At 66.9% G+C, this 16,630-nt stretch carries 15 protein-coding genes and 1 other RNA gene; 15 read left to right on the forward strand and 1 reads right to left on the reverse strand.

Annotation, left to right across the window (positions count from 1 at the left end):
* Nucleotides 1-46 precede the first annotated feature (46 nt).
* From J2S73_RS08750 to J2S73_RS08765, 4 genes are all read left to right on the forward strand, one after another.
* Entirely contained in the window at nucleotides 47-487 is a 441-nt protein-coding gene (locus tag J2S73_RS08750; protein WP_306885133.1) for a secondary thiamine-phosphate synthase enzyme YjbQ, read from the forward strand.
* A 94-nt stretch (nucleotides 488-581) separates the two neighbouring features.
* The gene (locus tag J2S73_RS08755) at nucleotides 582-899 is read left to right on the forward strand and encodes a hypothetical protein (RefSeq protein ID WP_306885134.1); all 318 of its coding nucleotides are present in this window, start codon (nucleotides 582-584) and stop codon (nucleotides 897-899) included.
* A 460-nt stretch (nucleotides 900-1,359) separates the two neighbouring features.
* A complete protein-coding gene (locus tag J2S73_RS08760; RefSeq protein ID WP_306885135.1) occupies nucleotides 1,360-2,523 on the forward strand; it encodes a two-component system sensor histidine kinase NtrB in 1,164 nt (387 codons plus the stop codon).
* A gap of 15 nt (nucleotides 2,524-2,538) precedes the next feature.
* Nucleotides 2,539-3,195: a response regulator transcription factor gene (locus tag J2S73_RS08765; RefSeq protein WP_306885136.1), complete on the forward strand. Its 657-nt coding sequence runs from the start codon at nucleotides 2,539-2,541 to the stop codon at nucleotides 3,193-3,195.
* Between the two features lie 45 nt (nucleotides 3,196-3,240).
* On the opposite strand, the gene J2S73_RS08770 is transcribed toward J2S73_RS08765, so the two are convergent.
* Nucleotides 3,241-3,861, reverse strand: coding sequence for a class I SAM-dependent DNA methyltransferase (locus J2S73_RS08770; RefSeq protein ID WP_306885137.1), 621 nt, complete (start codon nucleotides 3,859-3,861; stop codon nucleotides 3,241-3,243).
* A 212-nt stretch (nucleotides 3,862-4,073) separates the two neighbouring features.
* Between J2S73_RS08770 and J2S73_RS08775 the strand changes: the two genes are divergently transcribed.
* The 11 genes from J2S73_RS08775 to ftsW all read left to right on the forward strand — a co-directional run bounded on the left by J2S73_RS08775 (nucleotide 4,074) and on the right by ftsW (nucleotide 16,627).
* The gene (locus J2S73_RS08775; RefSeq protein ID WP_306885138.1) at nucleotides 4,074-4,490 is read left to right on the forward strand and encodes a response regulator; all 417 of its coding nucleotides are present in this window, start codon (nucleotides 4,074-4,076) and stop codon (nucleotides 4,488-4,490) included.
* Nucleotides 4,491-4,625: 135 nt separating this feature from the next.
* Nucleotides 4,626-5,339 carry a helix-turn-helix domain-containing protein gene (locus J2S73_RS08780; protein WP_306885139.1) on the forward strand — a complete coding sequence of 238 codons (714 nt, stop codon included), beginning with the start codon at nucleotides 4,626-4,628 and terminating at the stop codon, nucleotides 5,337-5,339.
* A gap of 124 nt (nucleotides 5,340-5,463) precedes the next feature.
* An RNA gene (gene rnpB, locus J2S73_RS08785) (RNase P RNA component class A) lies at nucleotides 5,464-5,866 on the forward strand.
* A gap of 397 nt (nucleotides 5,867-6,263) precedes the next feature.
* Nucleotides 6,264-6,725 carry a division/cell wall cluster transcriptional repressor MraZ gene (locus tag J2S73_RS08790; RefSeq protein ID WP_306885140.1) on the forward strand — a complete coding sequence of 154 codons (462 nt, stop codon included), beginning with the start codon at nucleotides 6,264-6,266 and terminating at the stop codon, nucleotides 6,723-6,725.
* Nucleotides 6,725-7,750 (forward strand): 16S rRNA (cytosine(1402)-N(4))-methyltransferase RsmH, encoded by a 1,026-nt coding sequence (rsmH, locus tag J2S73_RS08795; protein WP_306885141.1) that lies wholly within the window; start codon nucleotides 6,725-6,727, stop codon nucleotides 7,748-7,750. Before J2S73_RS08790 ends, rsmH begins: the two co-directional genes overlap by 1 nt.
* A gap of 2 nt (nucleotides 7,751-7,752) precedes the next feature.
* A complete protein-coding gene (gene ftsL, locus J2S73_RS08800; protein WP_306885142.1) occupies nucleotides 7,753-8,103 on the forward strand; it encodes a cell division protein FtsL in 351 nt (116 codons plus the stop codon).
* Nucleotides 8,104-8,105: 2 nt separating this feature from the next.
* The gene (locus tag J2S73_RS08805) at nucleotides 8,106-9,821 is read left to right on the forward strand and encodes a peptidoglycan D,D-transpeptidase FtsI family protein (protein WP_370874409.1); all 1,716 of its coding nucleotides are present in this window, start codon (nucleotides 8,106-8,108) and stop codon (nucleotides 9,819-9,821) included.
* A 195-nt stretch (nucleotides 9,822-10,016) separates the two neighbouring features.
* A complete protein-coding gene (locus J2S73_RS08810; protein ID WP_306885143.1) occupies nucleotides 10,017-12,902 on the forward strand; it encodes a UDP-N-acetylmuramoyl-L-alanyl-D-glutamate--2,6-diaminopimelate ligase in 2,886 nt (961 codons plus the stop codon).
* 11 nt (nucleotides 12,903-12,913) lie between these two features.
* On the forward strand, nucleotides 12,914-13,999 hold the full coding sequence (gene mraY / locus J2S73_RS08815) for a phospho-N-acetylmuramoyl-pentapeptide-transferase (RefSeq protein ID WP_306885144.1): 1,086 nt from the start codon (nucleotides 12,914-12,916) through the stop codon (nucleotides 13,997-13,999).
* Between the two features lie 73 nt (nucleotides 14,000-14,072).
* Entirely contained in the window at nucleotides 14,073-15,467 is a 1,395-nt protein-coding gene (gene murD, locus J2S73_RS08820; RefSeq protein WP_306885145.1) for a UDP-N-acetylmuramoyl-L-alanine--D-glutamate ligase, read from the forward strand.
* On the forward strand, nucleotides 15,467-16,627 hold the full coding sequence (gene ftsW, locus J2S73_RS08825) for a putative lipid II flippase FtsW (protein ID WP_306885146.1): 1,161 nt from the start codon (nucleotides 15,467-15,469) through the stop codon (nucleotides 16,625-16,627). Before murD ends, ftsW begins: the two co-directional genes overlap by 1 nt.
* The last annotated feature ends 3 nt before the right edge of the window (nucleotides 16,628-16,630 follow it).

Genomic DNA, 16,630 nt, shown 5'->3' on the forward strand with positions numbered 1-16,630 from the left:
AGTCGGCGATCAGAAAGGGGAATAGCCCATGACGGCGGATCGGCAAATGGTCCCGCTCGAAACAGGGGCGATCAGGCAGGCGCTCTGCCGGATCACCATCGCAACCCGGGCCCGCCATGTCCACGACGTGAGCGACGAGGTGGACCGGTGGCTCGCGGAGATCGGGGCAGGTGAGGGGCTGTTGACCGCGTTCGTGCGCCATACGTCCTGTTCCCTGACGGTTCAGGAAAACGCGGATCCCTCGGTGCTGGCGGATCTGCTCGATGCCCTGGACCGGCTGGCGCCGGCCGGCGCGGGCTATCGCCACGGCAGCGAAGGACCGGACGACATGCCGGCCCACATCAAGACGATGCTCACCGGGGCAAGCATCGCGATCCCGGTGGTCGGCGGGCAGATGGATTTCGGGACCTGGCAGGCGCTCTATCTGATCGAGCATCGCGCCCGGGGCCGCCCGCGCACGATCACTCTGCATTATCTGGGATCTTAAGCGATCCGTCGCCGGACAAGGGCCGTAGGGTCGTCATGAGTCGCACGGGCCGGTGCTCAAGAGGGGCGGGGGCGAAAGCGAAGGAGGGACTTCCATGAGGGCTTTGATCGCCGGTCTCGGCATCCTGCTCGCCGTTCTCGTCGGCTGGGCGATGACCCAGGCTCCGCTCCTGGAGAGCTTCGGCCGGGTGATTGCCGATCCATGGGGACTTGTGGCCCTTGCCGACCTCTATCTCGGCTTCGTGCTTCTGTCCGTCGTGATCGCGCTCACGGAGCGGAGCCGCATCCTCGCGGTCATCCTGATCGTCGCGCTCTTTCTGCTCGGTAACATCGTCGGAGCGCTGTGGGTCGCGGCGCGGTGGCCCTTGCTGCGGGATGGGTTGCGGCGTATGACGGCGGCCTCAGCGAGCTGAGGCTTGGCCGACCTGGAGAAAAGGACGCTGCGCAGCCGACCCGTGCAGGTCACCGGCCAGCCGCATTGGCTTGTCGCGCCCGTTGTGGTGAAGGGTCGACTAGGAAACCAGGAAACGATTTCCCGGCACAGCCCCTTGCTTGCGATGAGGGCAGCGGCAGCAAGGCCCGCGGCTGGAGGCAGCTCCGGTCCGCGCGGTCGGCATTTTTGAGAGCAACGGCCGCCGCCCTATTGAAATCGGTGAACGCCACAGTATGTGGAGCGGATCACTCGTAGTAGTGGAGTATTGTCCAGATTGGACAATTAAAGGTTTTATTCACGCTCAAAAAGCAGTCCCCGGTCATTAAACATTCACCGATGAATAATCATCGGTTTCTTTACCGGGCCCATTAAGCTGCGTACTGTCAATGTATCAGCCCGCGCGGCATTAGCTCGGACTGAAGGAAGCGGAAGAGACGCGAATGCGCGACGAACCCGGCCGCAACCCATCGGATTCACAGGCGGTGTCGGAAGCGCGTTTGCTGAGTGTGCTTGATACTGCCGTCGATGGCATCATCGTCATCGACGAGACAGGGTGCGTCTTGATCTACAACAAGGCTTGCGAGCGGATGTTTGGCTATCGTGCGGAAGAAATCATCGGCGAGAACGTGAAGGCGATCATGCCGCCGCGCTATGCCCATGAGCACGACGACTACATCGCCAACTATCGCCGCACCGGATCTGCCAAGATCATCGGCATCGGCCGCCGCGTGGAGGCACGGCACCGCGACGGAACGGTCTTCCCGGTCGAACTTTCGGTCGGAGAAGCGCACACGCCGCAGGGGCGGCAGTTCATCGGCATTCTGCGGGATGACCGTCCCCGCGAGTCCTACGAGAAGCGGCTTGCGGAGCTGCAGGCGGAACTTGTCCATCTTGCCCGCGTGAACGCCATGGACGAGATGGGGTCGGCCATTGCCCACGAACTCAATCAGCCGCTGACGGCCGCCATGCTCTACCTTCAGGCGGCGACGCGGCGGCTGCGGAGCGACGGAGAGGCCGAAGATCCGTTCGCGCTGGAAGTGATCGGTAAGGCGATGCGGGAAGCCGAGCGCGCCGCCTCGATCATCCAGCGCATGCGCGGCTTCATTGAGAAGCGCGCTCCGAACCGCCGCTCCTGCCACATGGCGACGCTGGTCGACGAGGCGCTCGAATTGGCGCTGGTCGGAGGCAAGGGCCGGAATATCGAGATCGTGCGCGACCTCGATCCCGAGTTGCCGGCCATTCCGGTGGACCCCATTCAGATCGAGCAGATCCTGGTGAACCTGGTTCGCAACGCCATCGAGGTGGTGGAAGGCCGCGAGCATCGCAGGATCGAGATTTCAGGGGTCGTCCACGAGGACGGCATTCGTGTATCCGTAGCCGACTCCGGTCCCGGCATTCACCCTGATCGTCTGCCCGACCTGTTCAAGGCGTTTTCCTCCAACAAGAGCACCGGATTGGGGCTTGGGTTGGCGATCTCGAGATCGATCGCTCAAAATCACGGTGGCGAGTTGTCCGTTGATCCGGGTGGCGGCGGACGTGGCGCATGTTTTCGCTTGGATCTGCCGCTGCATGTCGATCCGTCCGACGACGAGGCAGTGGACTAGAGCGTGGTGGAACGGATGACTCTCAGCTTCAGCGCCGATCTGGAACCGATGTCGGAGACCGCAGGCGATTCCCTCGTCTACGTCGTCGATGACGACTCCGCGGTCCGTGAGGCGTTGGTCGACCTGTTGCAGGTCGATGGGTTTCAGGTGGAAGCGTTCGCGGACGGCGCGTCCTTCGTCTCCCGGGCCCAGCAGCGCCCGGCCTGCGCGCTCATCGATGTTCACATGCCGGGCAGTTCGGGGCTCGATATCCTCAAGCTGCTGCGGGCCGAGGTCTATCCGGAGCCGATCTTCATGATGTCGGGCCAGGCCGACATCCAGATGGCGGTGAGCGCCATCAAGGACGGCGCCTTCGACTTTCTGGAGAAGCCGTTCGACGCGGACTATGCGCTGACGCGGATCCACGAGGCGTTCGAGACGCGCGCCGAGCGGCTTCTGGCCGAAGACGCGATCTCGAATTCCTTTCATGCCGCCGGTTGGCTTACGCCCCAGGAGCGGCAGGTGCTGTCCGAAGTGGCTTCAGGCGCGTCCAACGTCGAGGCAGGACGCCGGCTCGGCATCAGCCTGCGCACGATCGCGATCCATCGCGCCCGCATCATGGAAAAACTGGGCGCCCGCAACACCGCGGATCTGATCCGGATCGTGCTGACGGGTCGCCTCAACGGCGCCTGAGGCCGAGAGAACCGGCCCGACGCCGGTTCTCTCCGAGGTTTGGCTCTACCGGGCTTCCAGCACGCAAAGCCGGCATTCGTAGCCTTCCTTCAGATGGTACGGCGCCACGGGCGTCTCGTGGACCTTGAGCACCCCGTCCGCTTCCATCTTCTTCAGTTCGCCGGCATAGCCTTCCTTGTCCCAGACGTTCTCGTGCACCGTCGCCACGATCATGCCGCCCGGCTTGACGACGCGGGCGATCTCGCGGATCGCGTCGGGACCGACGTGTCCGTTGGTGAACACACCCACGCAGACGGCGCCATCGTAAGCGTCATCCTCGAGAGGAAAGCGCCGGGTCATGTCGGCTTCGGCAAGCTCGCCGTAGACGCCTTTTCCGCGCGCTTCCTCCAGCATTTCCGGGGAGACGTCGATGCCGTCGATCCGGGTAAAGCCCTGTTTGGCGAGTTCGGCGCCGGCAAGCCCCGTGCCGCAGCCCGCATCCAGAATCCGGGTTGAAGTGTCGGCTACCTTGGCCAGCGTCTCTGCGACCAGGGCTGGTCCGACGTAGCCGAAGCCGACCGTGTCCTGATCGTATTGTCCGGCCCAGTCCGCGTAGATGTCGCGGCACGCATCGGGGCCGCCTTCCATGCTGTAGACGCGGTCGAGAATAGACGAGTTGTCACCCATTCGGCTTTCGCCTCCTGATTGTCGAGAGAGGATGGTGAACCCGCAGTTTCGCAAATTGCGGCCGGAATCTCAAAACAGCGCCCCGGCGGCGCCATGCCGGGGAGCTTCGGGCCGGCTGCCGCGGCTCGTTCGGCGCGCGCGTTGACCTGCGTCATTTTTTGGCGAGCGGGGGTTCGCTAGGACTGAACCCGATCCAACTCTGAGCAACGGCCGTGACGATCCACATCCTTGAAGACGACACCAGTGTTCTCGATGCCTTGCGGGTGCTTGTCGAACTGGACGGGGTGCGGCCGGCCGTCCATCGCTCGGCGGAGAGTTTCTTCCGCAGTCCGCCACCGGATCGCGATGACCTTGTAATCGTCGATGTCGAGCTTCCGGGGATCGGAGGCGTCGCCGTCATACGATGGCTGCGGCGGCTCCAGGCGCCGCCGCGGATCGTCGCCATTTCCGCCCAGTCGGAGCACTATCTGTCGCGGGTGTTCAAGCGCGAGCCGATGCCGCTGATGTTGCAGAAACCGCTCCGGGAGGATGCGCTGGCGGCGGTGTTCGAGGACGGCAGGCTGGGGCGCGAGGGACACGATGCACCGTTGCCCGACGGGAGCGGACCAGGGCGTCCCGACGGCATGTGACGATCGGTCATCCGGAAAAGTCCTTAGGGGCAAGATCGTACGTAGACAGCCTAATTTCTCGCACCGAGCACGCGGCGTATGGTTCCGGTCATGGCCAGACCCGGCCGCCAGCACTTGACCCGCGAGAGACCGACCATGACCACCTTGTATTCGGCCTGTGACGTCAGCGAGAAGGCCCCGCAGCCGGCAGCAGCCGGCGGTGAGACCTGGGCGGACTTCGTTCGGTCCGCGCGCACCAAATCGCTGCGGCTGGCGGAGCACACCATCGTCTACTACGAGGGCGATCCGGCCGACCGCTTCTACGAGATCGCGGAAGGCGCCGTGATGCTGTTCAAGCTGCTGCCGGACGGCCGCCGTCAGGTCGTGGGACTGCTTGGGCCGGGCGACGTTTTCGGCCTGCCGGCGGGAGAAGATCACGACAGTGCGTCGGAGACGCTGGTGCCGTCCGTCCTCAAGGCGATCGAGCGCCGGGACGTGGAAGCCTCCGTGGATCTTCAGCGCCACGTCAACCAGTGCCTGCTGCGTCAGATCGCGGCCCTGCGCGACCACGCCGTGCTGCTCGGCCGGAAGTCGGCGTTCGAGCGCGTCGCCAGCTATCTGATGCGCATGGTTCCGAACCGCGGCGTGGGCGATCATTGCCGGGGGCGTCCCGATGTCGGGGTCGACGAGGCCGTCCTGCGGATCACCATGACCCGTCAGGAAATCGCCGATTATCTGGGTCTGACGATCGAGACCGTCAGCCGCATCATCTCCGACATGAAGCGGAAGGGGTACCTGGTGGCGGATCGGCAGGACCGGCTGCGCATCACCGATGTCTGCCATCTCTGCCGCCAGAGCGGGATGCACTGAGGCCGGAACCGCGCCGCGGGCCGCCGCGCCGATCCCCTTCGCATGTTCGAATTTGCCGAACGCGCCGTGGAGCTTCTACGGCGCGTTCTTGATTTTTGGGGTGTGCGCCCCCTATTGGAGATCGCCAGCCGGCCGGACGGCCGCTCCGGCATGTGCCGAAAGGCCGCCGGGGAGGAAAGTCCGGGCTCCATGGAAACACGGTGCCGGGTAACGCCCGGCGGGGGCAACCCCAGGGAAAGTGCCACAGAAAGCAAACCGCCGGCGCATCGTCGCCGGTAAGGGTGAAAGGGTGGGGTAAGAGCCCACCGCGGGACTGGCAACAGGACCGGCATGGTAAACCCCACCGGGAGCAAGACCGAATAGGGACGGCGCGGAGGCCTTGTGAGGGCTCCAGCCGGTTTTCAGGCCAGCCGTCCGGGTAGGTCGCGCGAGGCGTCCGGCAACGGACGTCCCAGATGAATGGCCGTCACGTGCCCGGATCCTGTCCGGGTGCCTTACAGAACCCGGCTTACAGGCCGGCTGGCGATCCTTCCTTCATGTCCCTTTCCCGCCGCGCCTGAGCGCAGCGGAGTGGGCGCCTGGCCGCCCCTTCGAAGCCGCCGATCCGGCGTGGACCCTTTTTTAACGGCTCCCGCCGCATTCTTTCCGACGATTTCAAATCGGCGCTTTCCGGGTCCTCTCGAGGGGCGCCTGGCCTGATTCTGACACACGTGTCCCAAGAGATTCCATTGACGCCCAAGCACCCCCATGCTATCCCAAATCCACCCGGTCAGTTGGGCGTGCGGGAGGTCTGCCATTCGGTAGCGGTCTGCAATTTTCGACGTCGTGGACGGGGTGGGGTCGACACCATGCGCAGCTTCTTCAAGTCGCAGCTGGCGTGTTCGATCCGGTCAGTGGCCCGGCGATCGATGTGCGGAGTAACCGATGCACGGGTTCGTGTCGCACTACACGAACAGGCTGGACTCCAAGGGACGCGTGTCGATTCCGGCGCAGTTCCGGGCCGTGCTCACCCGCGACGGCTACGAAGGGCTCTACTGCTTTCCTTCGCCTCACCAGCCCGTCGTGGACGCGGGGGGGAACGCGCTCATCGAGCAAATCGATGCCCTGCTGAAGGAGATGAAGGCGTTTTCGTTCGAACACGACACGATGTCGACCGCGCTGTACGGCAACAGTGAGATTTTCAGGGTGGATGGAGAAGGTCGCGTGATGTTGTCGGATAAGATCAAGAGATATGCCGGCATCACCGACCAGGTCGTTTTCGTCGGGCTCGGGTATAAATTCCAGATCATGTCGCCTGACTATTTCGCGGAGCGCAGTATGAACGCTCTGCGTCATGCCTTCGGCGCCGGCGGTCAGTCGTCGGCTTCCGGCGAGGGAGGGGCATGATGGCGGCTTGGGACAGCGCCCCACCGCCCCGGCAGGAGGGCTTCCATCTTCCGGTCATGCGTGACGAAGTCGTCGCGCGCCTGGCGCCCGGTGCCGGTGACGTGGTGATCGACGGCACCTTCGGCGCCGGCGGCTATTCCAGGGCCTTCCTGGAGGCCGGCGCGACGGTCATCGCCATCGATCGGGACCCGGATGCGGTCCGCCGCGCCGAGGCAATGGCCGGCGACTGGAATGGCCGCCTGATCGTGAAGTCCGGCCGGTTCTCCGAACTCGACGCTCTGTCCGCCGAGGCCGGCCATCAGGCCGTCGACGGCGTCGTGCTCGACGTGGGCGTCTCGTCGATCCAGCTCGACACCGCCGAGCGGGGCTTTTCTTTCCGCGGCTCCGGGCCCCTCGACATGCGCATGGGCCGGGATGGGCCGAGCGCTGCCGACCTGGTCAACACGGCGCCGGAACAGGCGCTGTCGCAGATCATCTCCCGGCTGGGTGAAGAGCGCCGCGCCCGGGCCGTGGCGCGCGCCATCGTTGCGGAGCGCGAGCGCTCCCCGATCGAGACCACAGACCGTCTGGCGGACCTGGTGGCGCGGGTGGTTCCTGCCGCCCGCGACCAGATCCATCCGGCGACCCGCACCTTCCAGGCGCTGCGGATCTACGTGAACCGCGAGCTCGATGAACTTGCGGAAGCTCTGGGTGCCGCCGAGCAGGCCCTGAAGGAGGCCGGGCGTCTGGTCGTCGTGGCCTTCCACAGCCTCGAGGACCGGATCGTGAAGCGGTTCCTGTCCGAGCGCAGCCGGGTGCGTCCCGGCGGCTCCCGGCACATGCCGGAGACGGAGATCGCCGACGCGACCTTCACGCTTCTGACCCGCAAGCCCGATCTGCCGGGCGACGCGGAGTGCCGCATCAATCCTCGGGCGCGCTCCGCCCGGCTGCGCGCGGCGGTCCGCACCGCCGCTCCCGCGCGCCCCATCGATCCCCACGCGCTCGGTGTCCCCAGGGTTCCCGAACTCGCCGGGTGGGAGGCATGAAGATGTACCGCATCGTTCTGATCGTCCTGTTCGCCGCCGTTCTGGTCACCGCGTCGGCCGTCTTTGCCGTCAAGAAGGACGCCGAACGCGCCGCCGGGCGCGCGCATCTGCTCAGCCAGCAGATTGCCGAGGAGAAGGCGAAGATTGCGGAACTCCGCGCCGCATGGAGCACGGCCGACGATCCCGGCCGTCTGCAGAAGCTCGTCGACCAGAACGAGGACATTCTCGGGCTGGCCCCGATCGAGCCGGGCCAGATCGGCACCTTCGACGACATTCCGCGCCAGCCGGTGATTCAGCCGGACGCTGACGCAGCAACCGATACCGACACCGGTCACGGCCGACAGGAGGGATGAGAATGACCACCGGCAGCCGGACCGCTGACCTTCGCAGCAAGATGCGTCAGGACCCGCAGCAGACCGAGGTCGCGCGCGGGCGCAGCCGGATTCTCCTCGCGATGTCGGTCTTCGTGATCGTCTACCTGGTGATCGCCGGGCGGCTCGTGACGCTGGGCCTGAGCGAGGTCCGTCCGAACGTGGCCTACGAGACGGCTCAGGAGGCTGTCGCGGCCGCGCGCCCGGACATCGTCGATCGCAACGGCGAGATCCTCGCGACCGACCTGTCGACCGCCTCGCTCTACGCCGAACCGCGCCGGCTTCTCGACGTGGACGAGGCGATCGAGTCCCTGGCCACCGTGATGCCCGATCTCGCCAGCGCCTCCACCCGCCGGCGTCTGGCTTCGGATGCGGGCTTCGTCTGGCTGAAGCGGGAGATCACGCCGGAGCAGCGTGACCGGATCCATGCCCTCGGCATTCCGGGCCTGGACTTCCTGACGGAGAACCGCCGCTTCTATCCCGGCGGTGCGCTTGCGGGGCACGTTCTCGGACTTGTCGACGTCGACAATGCCGGCATCGCGGGTCTGGAGAAATATATCGACGACAATGGTCTGGCGGCGCTTCACAAGGCGGGCCTCGCACGCACCGGCGAAGACCTGGCTCCGGTCAAGCTGTCCCTGGATCTCAGGGTGCAGCATGCCGTCCGAGACGAGCTGGCCCGGGCGATGGACCGCTATCAGGCCATCGCGGCCATCGGGATCGTGCTCGACGTGCACACCGGTGAGGTCATGGCGATGTCCTCGCTGCCGGACTACGACCCCAACGATCCCGCTCAGGCGCTGGAGAAGGACCGCATGAACCGGGCCACCGCCGGCGTGTTCGAACTCGGTTCCGTCTTCAAGACGTTCACGACCGCGATGGCGCTGGATTCCGGCAAGGTCAGCCTCTCCGACAGCTTCGATGCGCGCGCCCCGATCCGGATCGCCTCCTACACCATCAACGACTTCCACGGAAAACACCGCGTTCTGACGGTTCCGGAGGTGTTCATCTACTCCTCCAACATCGGCACCGCCCGCATGGCGCTGACCGCCGGCATCGACACCCAGAAGGAATTCCTGGGCAGGCTTGGGCTTCTGGATCCGATCAAGACGGAGCTGCCGGAGACGGCCGCGCCGATGCTGCCGCCGCGCTGGTCCGATATCGCCGCCATGACAATCTCGTTCGGCCACGGCCTGTCGGTCAGCCCGATGCATGCCGCGGTTGCGGCGGCGGCGCTGATGAACGGCGGCAATCTCATTCCGCCGACCTTCTTCCCCCGGTCCCGCTCCGAGGCTCTGGAGATCGCCAAGCCGGTGGTCTCGCCTGCGACCAGCAAGGCCATGCGGGACCTGTTTCTGCTGAATGGTGAGAAGGGCTCCGGCCGCAACGCCCAGGTCGAGGGCTACCGCGTCGGCGGCAAGACCGGGACCGCGGAGAAAGTGGTCAACGGCCGCTACATCAGCAACAAGCGCTTCAACAGCTTTCTTTCCGCCTTCCCGATGGACGATCCCCAGTATGTCGTTCTCGTCGTGATCGACGAACCGAAGCCGGAGGAAGGCAAACATTATGCGACGGCAGGCATGAACGCGGCGCCGACGGTGAGCAACATCGTCCGCCGGACCGCGCCCATGCTCGGTGTCGCGCCGAAATTTGAGGAGCCTGCCGGCGAAACGCTGATGGTCTCCTACGACGACCGCTGAGTCCGGCCAGGCCCGCGGCCGCGGGTGACGGGCGGAGGCGCCACGCGTCGTTAGACGCGCGGCGGCGGTTGAATGAGTGGATAGATGTGTCATGGCTGGCGGCCCTGGTCGCCGGCGACCTTTTTTTGAGTCGGGTTCCGACGTGGTTAACGGTCGATGGGCGAGACCTGTCGAAACCAATCGAAAGGCACGGACATGCGGCTTGCGGATCTCGTCCCGGACAAGGATCTCGGCGCTGCCGGCGGCGTCGAGATCACCGGCGTGACCGCGGACAGCCGCGATGTCCGTCCCGGCTACCTGTTTGCCGCGCTGCCTGGGACACGCGTCGATGGCGCGCGCTTCATCCCGCAGGCGCTTTCCGCAGGGGCCGCAGCCATCCTGGCGGGCACGGCGGCCGAACTGCCCCAGGAGATTGATCGGCCCGTCGTTCGCGACGCCGACCCGCACGGTCGACTGGCCCGTATCGCCGCGCGTTTCGCCGGTCGGCAGCCGGAGACCGTGGTGGCGGTGACCGGTACCGCGGGAAAGACCTCCGTCGCCGCCTTCACCCGCCAGATCTTCTCCCAGGCCGGCCACCGCGCCGCCAGCCTCGGCACCCTCGGCGTCGTGACCGATGAGGGGACGGATTATGGCAGCCTGACCACGCCCGACCCGGTCCATCTCCACCAGAAGCTTTCGGTTCTGGCCAACGATGGCGTGACCCATCTCGCGCTGGAAGCCTCCAGCCACGGGATCGACCAACGCCGTCTCGACGGGGTGGCGATCCGGGCGGCCGCCTTCACCAATATCGGTCGCGATCACCTCGACTATCATCCGACCGTCGAGGCCTATCTCGCCGCAAAGCTTCGTCTGTTCGAAACGCTGTTGCCGGAAGACGGTGCCGTGGTCGTCGATCCGCTCAGCCCCGGCGGGGACGCGGTCGCCCGAGTGGCCGCAGAGCGGGGCTTGCGGCTGTTGACCGTCGGCAGGTCCGGCGCGGCGCTGCGGCTGCTGGAGTGCCGGCCCACGACCAGCGGCCAGACGGTGTCGATCGAGGCTGCCGGCCGGGTCTACGATCTGACCATCCCGCTTCTCGGCGGCTTCCAGGTCGACAACGCTCTTCTGTCGGCGTGTCTCGCGATCGCGGTCGGCGTGCCGGCCTCCGAAGCCCTTGCGGCGCTCGAAAGCCTGGAGGGTGCTCCCGGACGCCTGGAGCTCGTCGCTCGGACGGCGGATGGGGCACCGGTCTTCGTGGACTATGCCCACAAGCCCGACGCGCTGAAGACGGTTCTTGAGACCCTTCGCGAGATCACCGACGGACGCCTGATCGTCGTATTCGGTGCCGGCGGGGACCGCGACCGGGGCAAGCGCTCGCTGATGGGTGAGGTTGCCGCGGCGGGCGCCGACGTGGTGATCGTCACCGACGACAACCCGCGCACCGAGGAACCCGCCGCCATACGGACCGAAATCCTGGCGGCCGCGCCCGGCGCGCAGGAGATCGGCGACCGCCGCGAAGCGATCCGCACGGCCATCGCCTCGATGGGGCCGGGGGACGTCTGCGTGGTGGCCGGCAAGGGACACGAAACCGGTCAGATCTTCGGGACGCAGACCCACCCCTTCTCCGACGCGGACGAGGTGCGGGAAGCGGTCGGCCTGGTGTCCGATGCCGCCGCCAAACCGGCGGCCCCGCTTTGGACCATCGGTGCGATCGCCCAGGCGACCGGCGGACGGCTGACGGGGTCGGACGGGGCGGTCACGGGCATTTCGATCGATACCCGCACGCTCGCTCCGGGTGATGCCTTCTTCGCGATCAAGGGCGACCGGTTCGACGGTCACGCCTTCGTTTCGGCCGCCTATGAGGCCGGCGCGTCGGTCGCGGTGGTGTCCGCACCCGTCGACCGGCCGGAGGCCAGAGCGGCGATCGAAGTCGGCGACGTGCTCCAGGCGATGGGCGACGTCGGCCGGGCCGCCCGAGCCCGGTCACAGGCGAAGGTTGTCGCGGTCACCGGCAGCGTCGGCAAGACCGGAACCAAGGAAGCCCTGCGCCGAGCCCTTTCCGCGACAGGGCCGACTCATGCATCCTCGGCGTCCCACAACAACCATTGGGGCGTCCCGCTGACCTTGTCGCGCCTTTCCCAGCAAGACGCCTTCGGCGTGTTTGAAATCGGCATGAACCACGCCGGCGAGATCACTCCGCTGACCCGGATGGTGCGCCCACACGTAGCGGTGGTGACCACGGTCGGACCCGTCCACATCGAGTTCTTCGACAGCGTCGAAGACATCGCCCGGGCGAAGGCCGAGATCTTCCTCGGGCTGGAGCCGGGCGGCGTGGCGGTCGTGAATGGCGACGATGCGATCACGTCCATCCTCATCGACGAGGCCGGGAAGGCGGGTGTCGATCGGATCGTCCGGTTCGGGTCCGGCGCGGACGCCGATGTGCGCCTGATCGCCTGCGACGAGAGCGCGGGCGGCTCGGACGTCACCGCCGACGTGTTCGGTCGCGAGATCCGCTACCGCGTCGGCGCGCCGGGGCGGCATTCCGCGATGAACTCGCTGGCGGTGCTGGCGGCGGTCGACCTCGTCGGTGCGGATGTGGAGAAGGGCGCCGCCGAACTGGCCGACCTCGAGGCGGGTGCGGGTCGCGGACTGCAGAGCGAAATCGCGGTTCCGGGCGGAACGATCCGTCTCATCGACGACGCCTTCAACGCCAATCCGAGTTCGATGCGGGCCGCGTTCGAGGTGCTGGCCCGAACGCCGGTCGAACCGGAGGCCAAGCGCGTCGCGGTTCTGGGCGACATGTTCGAGCTCGGCGACGAGGCGCCCCGCTATCACCGGGAGCTGTCCGACGCGCTGCAGGCGGCGGATATCGATCTAGTGTTCTGCGCCGGGCCGCTCATGCGCAATCTCTACGATGCGCTTCCCGGGGCGCTCCGCGGCGCTCATGCCGATACCGCCGCCGATCTGGTCGAGCCGGTCCGGGCGGCGCTGACGGCCGGCGATGCGGTGCTCGTCAAGGGATCGAAAGCAAGCAAGATGACGGAGGTCGTTGCAGCGCTCACCGAGCACGCGGCGTCCCCTTCACGACATCAGCCACAGGGTTGAGGGGGACCTGAATGCTCTATCTTCTGGGCGATCTCGCCGGACAAGTCTCGGTACTGAACGTCTTCCGCTACATCACCTTCCGGACGGGCGGAGCGCTTCTGACCGCGCTGTTCCTCGTGTTCCTTTTCGGTCCGCGCATCATCGCCAGCCTCCGCCTCCGGCAGGGCAAGGGCCAGCCCATCCGGGCCGACGGTCCGGCGAGCCACCTGATGACCAAGAAGGGCACGCCGACCATGGGCGGGCTCATGATCCTGTTCGGGCTGCTGGCGGCGACGCTGCTGTGGGCGGACCTGTCGAACCCCTATGTGTGGATTGTCCTGTTCGTCACCCTGAGCTTCGGCCTGATCGGGTTCTACGACGACTATCTGAAGGTAACCAAGGCGACCGACCGCGGCTTTTCCGGCCGCATGCGCCTGCTGATCGAGGCGATCGTCGCGGCCCTGGCGGCAGCGGCCGTTGCCTGGCTCGGCCAGGACGATCTCGCCACCGCGCTCGCGCTGCCCTTCTTCAAGGACTTCGTGATCAATCTCGGCCTGTTCTTCATCCCGTTCGCCATGCTGGTGATCGTGGGCGCCGGGAATGCGGTGAACCTGACCGACGGCCTGGACGGTCTCGCGATCGTGCCGGTGATGATCGCGGCCGGATCGTTCGGCGTGATCGCCTATCTCTCGGGTAACGCGGTCTTCGCCGATTATCTCCAGATCCATTTCGTGATCGGCGTCGGCGAACTGGCGGTCGTGTGCGGCGCGGTGATCGGCGCGGGCATCGGCTTCCTGTGGTTCAACGCCCCGCCGGCGGCGATCTTCATGGGCGACACCGGTTCGCTGGCGCTGGGCGGCATGCTCGGCTCCATCGCGGTCGCCACCAAGCACGAGATCGTGCTGGCCATCATCGGCGGGCTGTTCGTGCTGGAGGCCGTCTCGGTGATCATCCAGGTCGCCTCCTACAAGCTCACCGGCAAGCGCGTCTTCAAGATGGCGCCGATCCATCACCATTTCGAACAGCTCGGCTGGACGGAGCCTCAGGTCGTGATCCGCTTCTGGATCATCGCCGTCGTGCTCGCCCTGATCGGCCTGTCCACCCTGAAACTGCGGTAGGGAGACGCGACGTGGCGGCGTGGAGGCCCGATACGGGACCTGAAGTCGGACCGGACCGGAACGGGGGGCGGTCATGATCCCCGTGACGACCCTTGCCGACCGGACGGTCGCCCTGTTCGGGCTGGGCGGATCCGGCCTGTCGACGGCGCGCGCCCTGCTGGCAGGAGGCGCCCGCGTCCTTGCGTTCGACGACAATCCGGCCAAGGTGGCGGAGGCTGCGGGTGCGGGCATTCCGACCGCCGATCTGGCTCAGACCGACTTCGAAGATGTCGCCGCGCTCGTGCTGTCCCCCGGCGTTCCGCTGACCCATCCCAAGCCGCACTGGACCGTGGAGCGCGCGCGGGAGGCGAATGTGCCGGTCATCGGCGACATCGAACTCTTCGAACGCGAGCGGCGGGCCGGGCCCGCGGACACCGCGCTGGTCGCCATCACCGGAACCAACGGCAAGTCCACCACGACCGCGCTTGTCGGCTATCTGCTCTCCGAACTCGGGGTTCCGACCCATGTCGGCGGCAACATCGGCACGCCCGCGCTGGAGCTTCCCGTTCTGGCGGCCGGCGAGACGACGGTGCTCGAAGTCTCCTCCTACCAGATCGATCTGGCGCCCTCGCTCGCGCCCACCGTCGGCGTCCATCTGAACATTTCCGAGGACCATCTCGACCGGCACGGCAGTCTGGAAAACTACGCCGCGATCAAGGAGCGTGTCGTGGCGGCTGCCGGCACGGCCGTCGTCGGCGTCGACGATCCCTGGTCGCGCGCCATGGCGGAGCGGCGCGAAGCGCGCGGCCTGCCCACGCTCCGGGTGTCCACCTCCGGCGCGGTCGAAAACGGCGTCCATGCCGCGGACGGGGCGCTTCACCTCGCCGCCGACGGCTCTTCCAGCAAGATCCTCGATCTCGCCGGCATCGGCAGCCTGCGCGGCGAGCACAACGCCCAGAACGCCGCAGCCGCCTTCGCCGTGCTTGCGGCGCTCGGCCTCGACATCGACGCAGCGGCCGAGCGGGTGTCGGGCTTTCCCGGCCTCGCCCATCGCCTGGAGCAGGTCGGGCGGCGCGGTCGGGTTCTCTTCGTCAACGATTCCAAGGCGACCAACGCGGACTCCGCGCGCCGCGCGCTGGCGAGCTTCGAGCGGATTTACTGGATCGCCGGCGGCCGGCCGAAGACCGGCGGCATCGCCTCGCTCGCCGATCTCTTCCCGCGCGTGGCCAGGGCCTATCTCGTCGGCGAGGCCGAGGCGGACTTCGCCGCAACGCTCGACGGGCTGGTTCCCGTTGTGCGGTCCGGCGACATCGCGGCGGCCCTCGCCGAAGCGGCGGAAGACGCGGCCGCCGATCCCTCGGAGGAACCGGTAGTGCTGCTTTCGCCCGCCTGCGCCTCGTTCGACCAGTTTCCGAATTTCGAAGCCCGCGGCGACGCCTTCAAAGCGCTCGTCTACGGCCTGTCCGGCCTTGAACGGAGGGTTGCCTGATGGTGTCGCGCGCCGACCGGAGTCTCGTTGCCGACTGGTGGTGGACCGTTGACCGCCTGATGCTGGCCGCCCTGGTCGCGCTGATGGCGGGCGGCGTCGTCCTGTCCTTCGCCGCAAGTCCGCCGGTCGCCGAACGGCTCGGACTCGCCAGCTATCATTTCGTGCTCCGCCAGGCCTTCTTCGCAGTCCCCGCGCTGGCGGTCATGATCGCCGTGTCGTTCCTGCCGATCCGGAAGGTCCGGCGCGCCGCGCTGATCCTGTTCGCGGTGATGCTGGTGGCGACGATCGCCACGCTCTTTCTCGGCGACGAGGCCAAGGGCGCGCGCCGCTGGCTGTCCATCGTCGGTTTCTCGCTGCAGCCGTCGGAGTTCCTGAAGCCGGCGTTCGTGATCCTGACGGCGTTCCTGTTCGCCGAGGGCGGGCGCCGGCCGGAACTGCCCGGCAAGCTCTTCGCGGTGCTGCTCCTGGCCATGGTGACGGCGCCCCTCGTCGCCCAGCCGGACTTCGGCCAGACCATGCTGGTCGCCATCGTGTGGTGCGCGCTGTTCTTCCTGGCCGGTATGCCCTGGAAATGGGTGGTCGCGCTCGGCATGCTCGGCGGCGCCGGGCTGGCGGCCGCCTACGCCAACCTTCCGCACGTGGCCAAGCGCATCAACCGCTTCCTCGATCCCAGTTCCGGCGACACCTTCCAGATCGACACCGCCATCGAATCCTTCGTGCGCGGCGGCTGGTTCGGGCGCGGCCCGGGCGAGGGGACCGTGAAGCGGATCCTGCCCGACTCCCACACCGACTTCGTCTTCGCCGTCACGGCAGAGGAGTTCGGTGTGGTGGTCTGTCTCCTGCTGCTGGCGGTGTTCGCCTTCGTGGTCCTCAGGGGCCTCACTCACGCGATGCGCGAGCGTGACCCGTTCGTGCGTCTCGCGGTCGCTGGCCTCGTCATCCTGTTCGGCGTTCAGGGCGTGATCAACATGGCCGTGAACCTGCATCTGATGCCGGCCAAGGGTATGACCCTGCCGTTCATCTCCTATGGCGGCTCGTCGCTCCTCGCCATCGCGATCGAGATGGGCTTCGTGCTGGCGCTCACCCGGCGGCGGCCGCGTCCGGTCCAGATCAGTCCGATGGCGAACCCGGTGTCGCACGCGCGACCGCAGCCGGCATAGCGG

Origin of the sequence: Amorphus orientalis, assembly GCF_030814015.1 — a bacterium.
GTDB lineage: Bacteria > Pseudomonadota > Alphaproteobacteria > Rhizobiales > Amorphaceae > Amorphus > Amorphus orientalis.

Excerpts from the sequence above, each read along its gene's own strand:
- J2S73_RS08750 (WP_306885133.1), top strand. The coding sequence starts at position 47 with ATGGTCCCGCTCGAAACAGGGGCGATCAGGCAGGCGCTCTGCCGGATC.
- J2S73_RS08755 (WP_306885134.1), top strand. The coding sequence starts at position 582 with ATGAGGGCTTTGATCGCCGGTCTCGGCATCCTGCTCGCCGTTCTCGTC.
- J2S73_RS08760 (WP_306885135.1), top strand. The coding sequence starts at position 1,360 with ATGCGCGACGAACCCGGCCGCAACCCATCGGATTCACAGGCGGTGTCG.
- J2S73_RS08765 (WP_306885136.1), top strand. The coding sequence starts at position 2,539 with ATGACTCTCAGCTTCAGCGCCGATCTGGAACCGATGTCGGAGACCGCA.
- J2S73_RS08770 (WP_306885137.1), bottom strand. The coding sequence starts at position 3,861 with ATGGGTGACAACTCGTCTATTCTCGACCGCGTCTACAGCATGGAAGGC.
- J2S73_RS08780 (WP_306885139.1), top strand. The coding sequence starts at position 4,626 with ATGACCACCTTGTATTCGGCCTGTGACGTCAGCGAGAAGGCCCCGCAG.
- J2S73_RS08790 (WP_306885140.1), top strand. The coding sequence starts at position 6,264 with ATGCACGGGTTCGTGTCGCACTACACGAACAGGCTGGACTCCAAGGGA.
- rsmH (WP_306885141.1), top strand. The coding sequence starts at position 6,725 with ATGGCGGCTTGGGACAGCGCCCCACCGCCCCGGCAGGAGGGCTTCCAT.
- ftsL (WP_306885142.1), top strand. The coding sequence starts at position 7,753 with ATGTACCGCATCGTTCTGATCGTCCTGTTCGCCGCCGTTCTGGTCACC.
- J2S73_RS08805 (WP_370874409.1), top strand. The coding sequence starts at position 8,106 with ATGACCACCGGCAGCCGGACCGCTGACCTTCGCAGCAAGATGCGTCAG.
- J2S73_RS08810 (WP_306885143.1), top strand. The coding sequence starts at position 10,017 with ATGCGGCTTGCGGATCTCGTCCCGGACAAGGATCTCGGCGCTGCCGGC.
- mraY (WP_306885144.1), top strand. The coding sequence starts at position 12,914 with ATGCTCTATCTTCTGGGCGATCTCGCCGGACAAGTCTCGGTACTGAAC.
- murD (WP_306885145.1), top strand. The coding sequence starts at position 14,073 with ATGATCCCCGTGACGACCCTTGCCGACCGGACGGTCGCCCTGTTCGGG.
- ftsW (WP_306885146.1), top strand. The coding sequence starts at position 15,467 with ATGGTGTCGCGCGCCGACCGGAGTCTCGTTGCCGACTGGTGGTGGACC.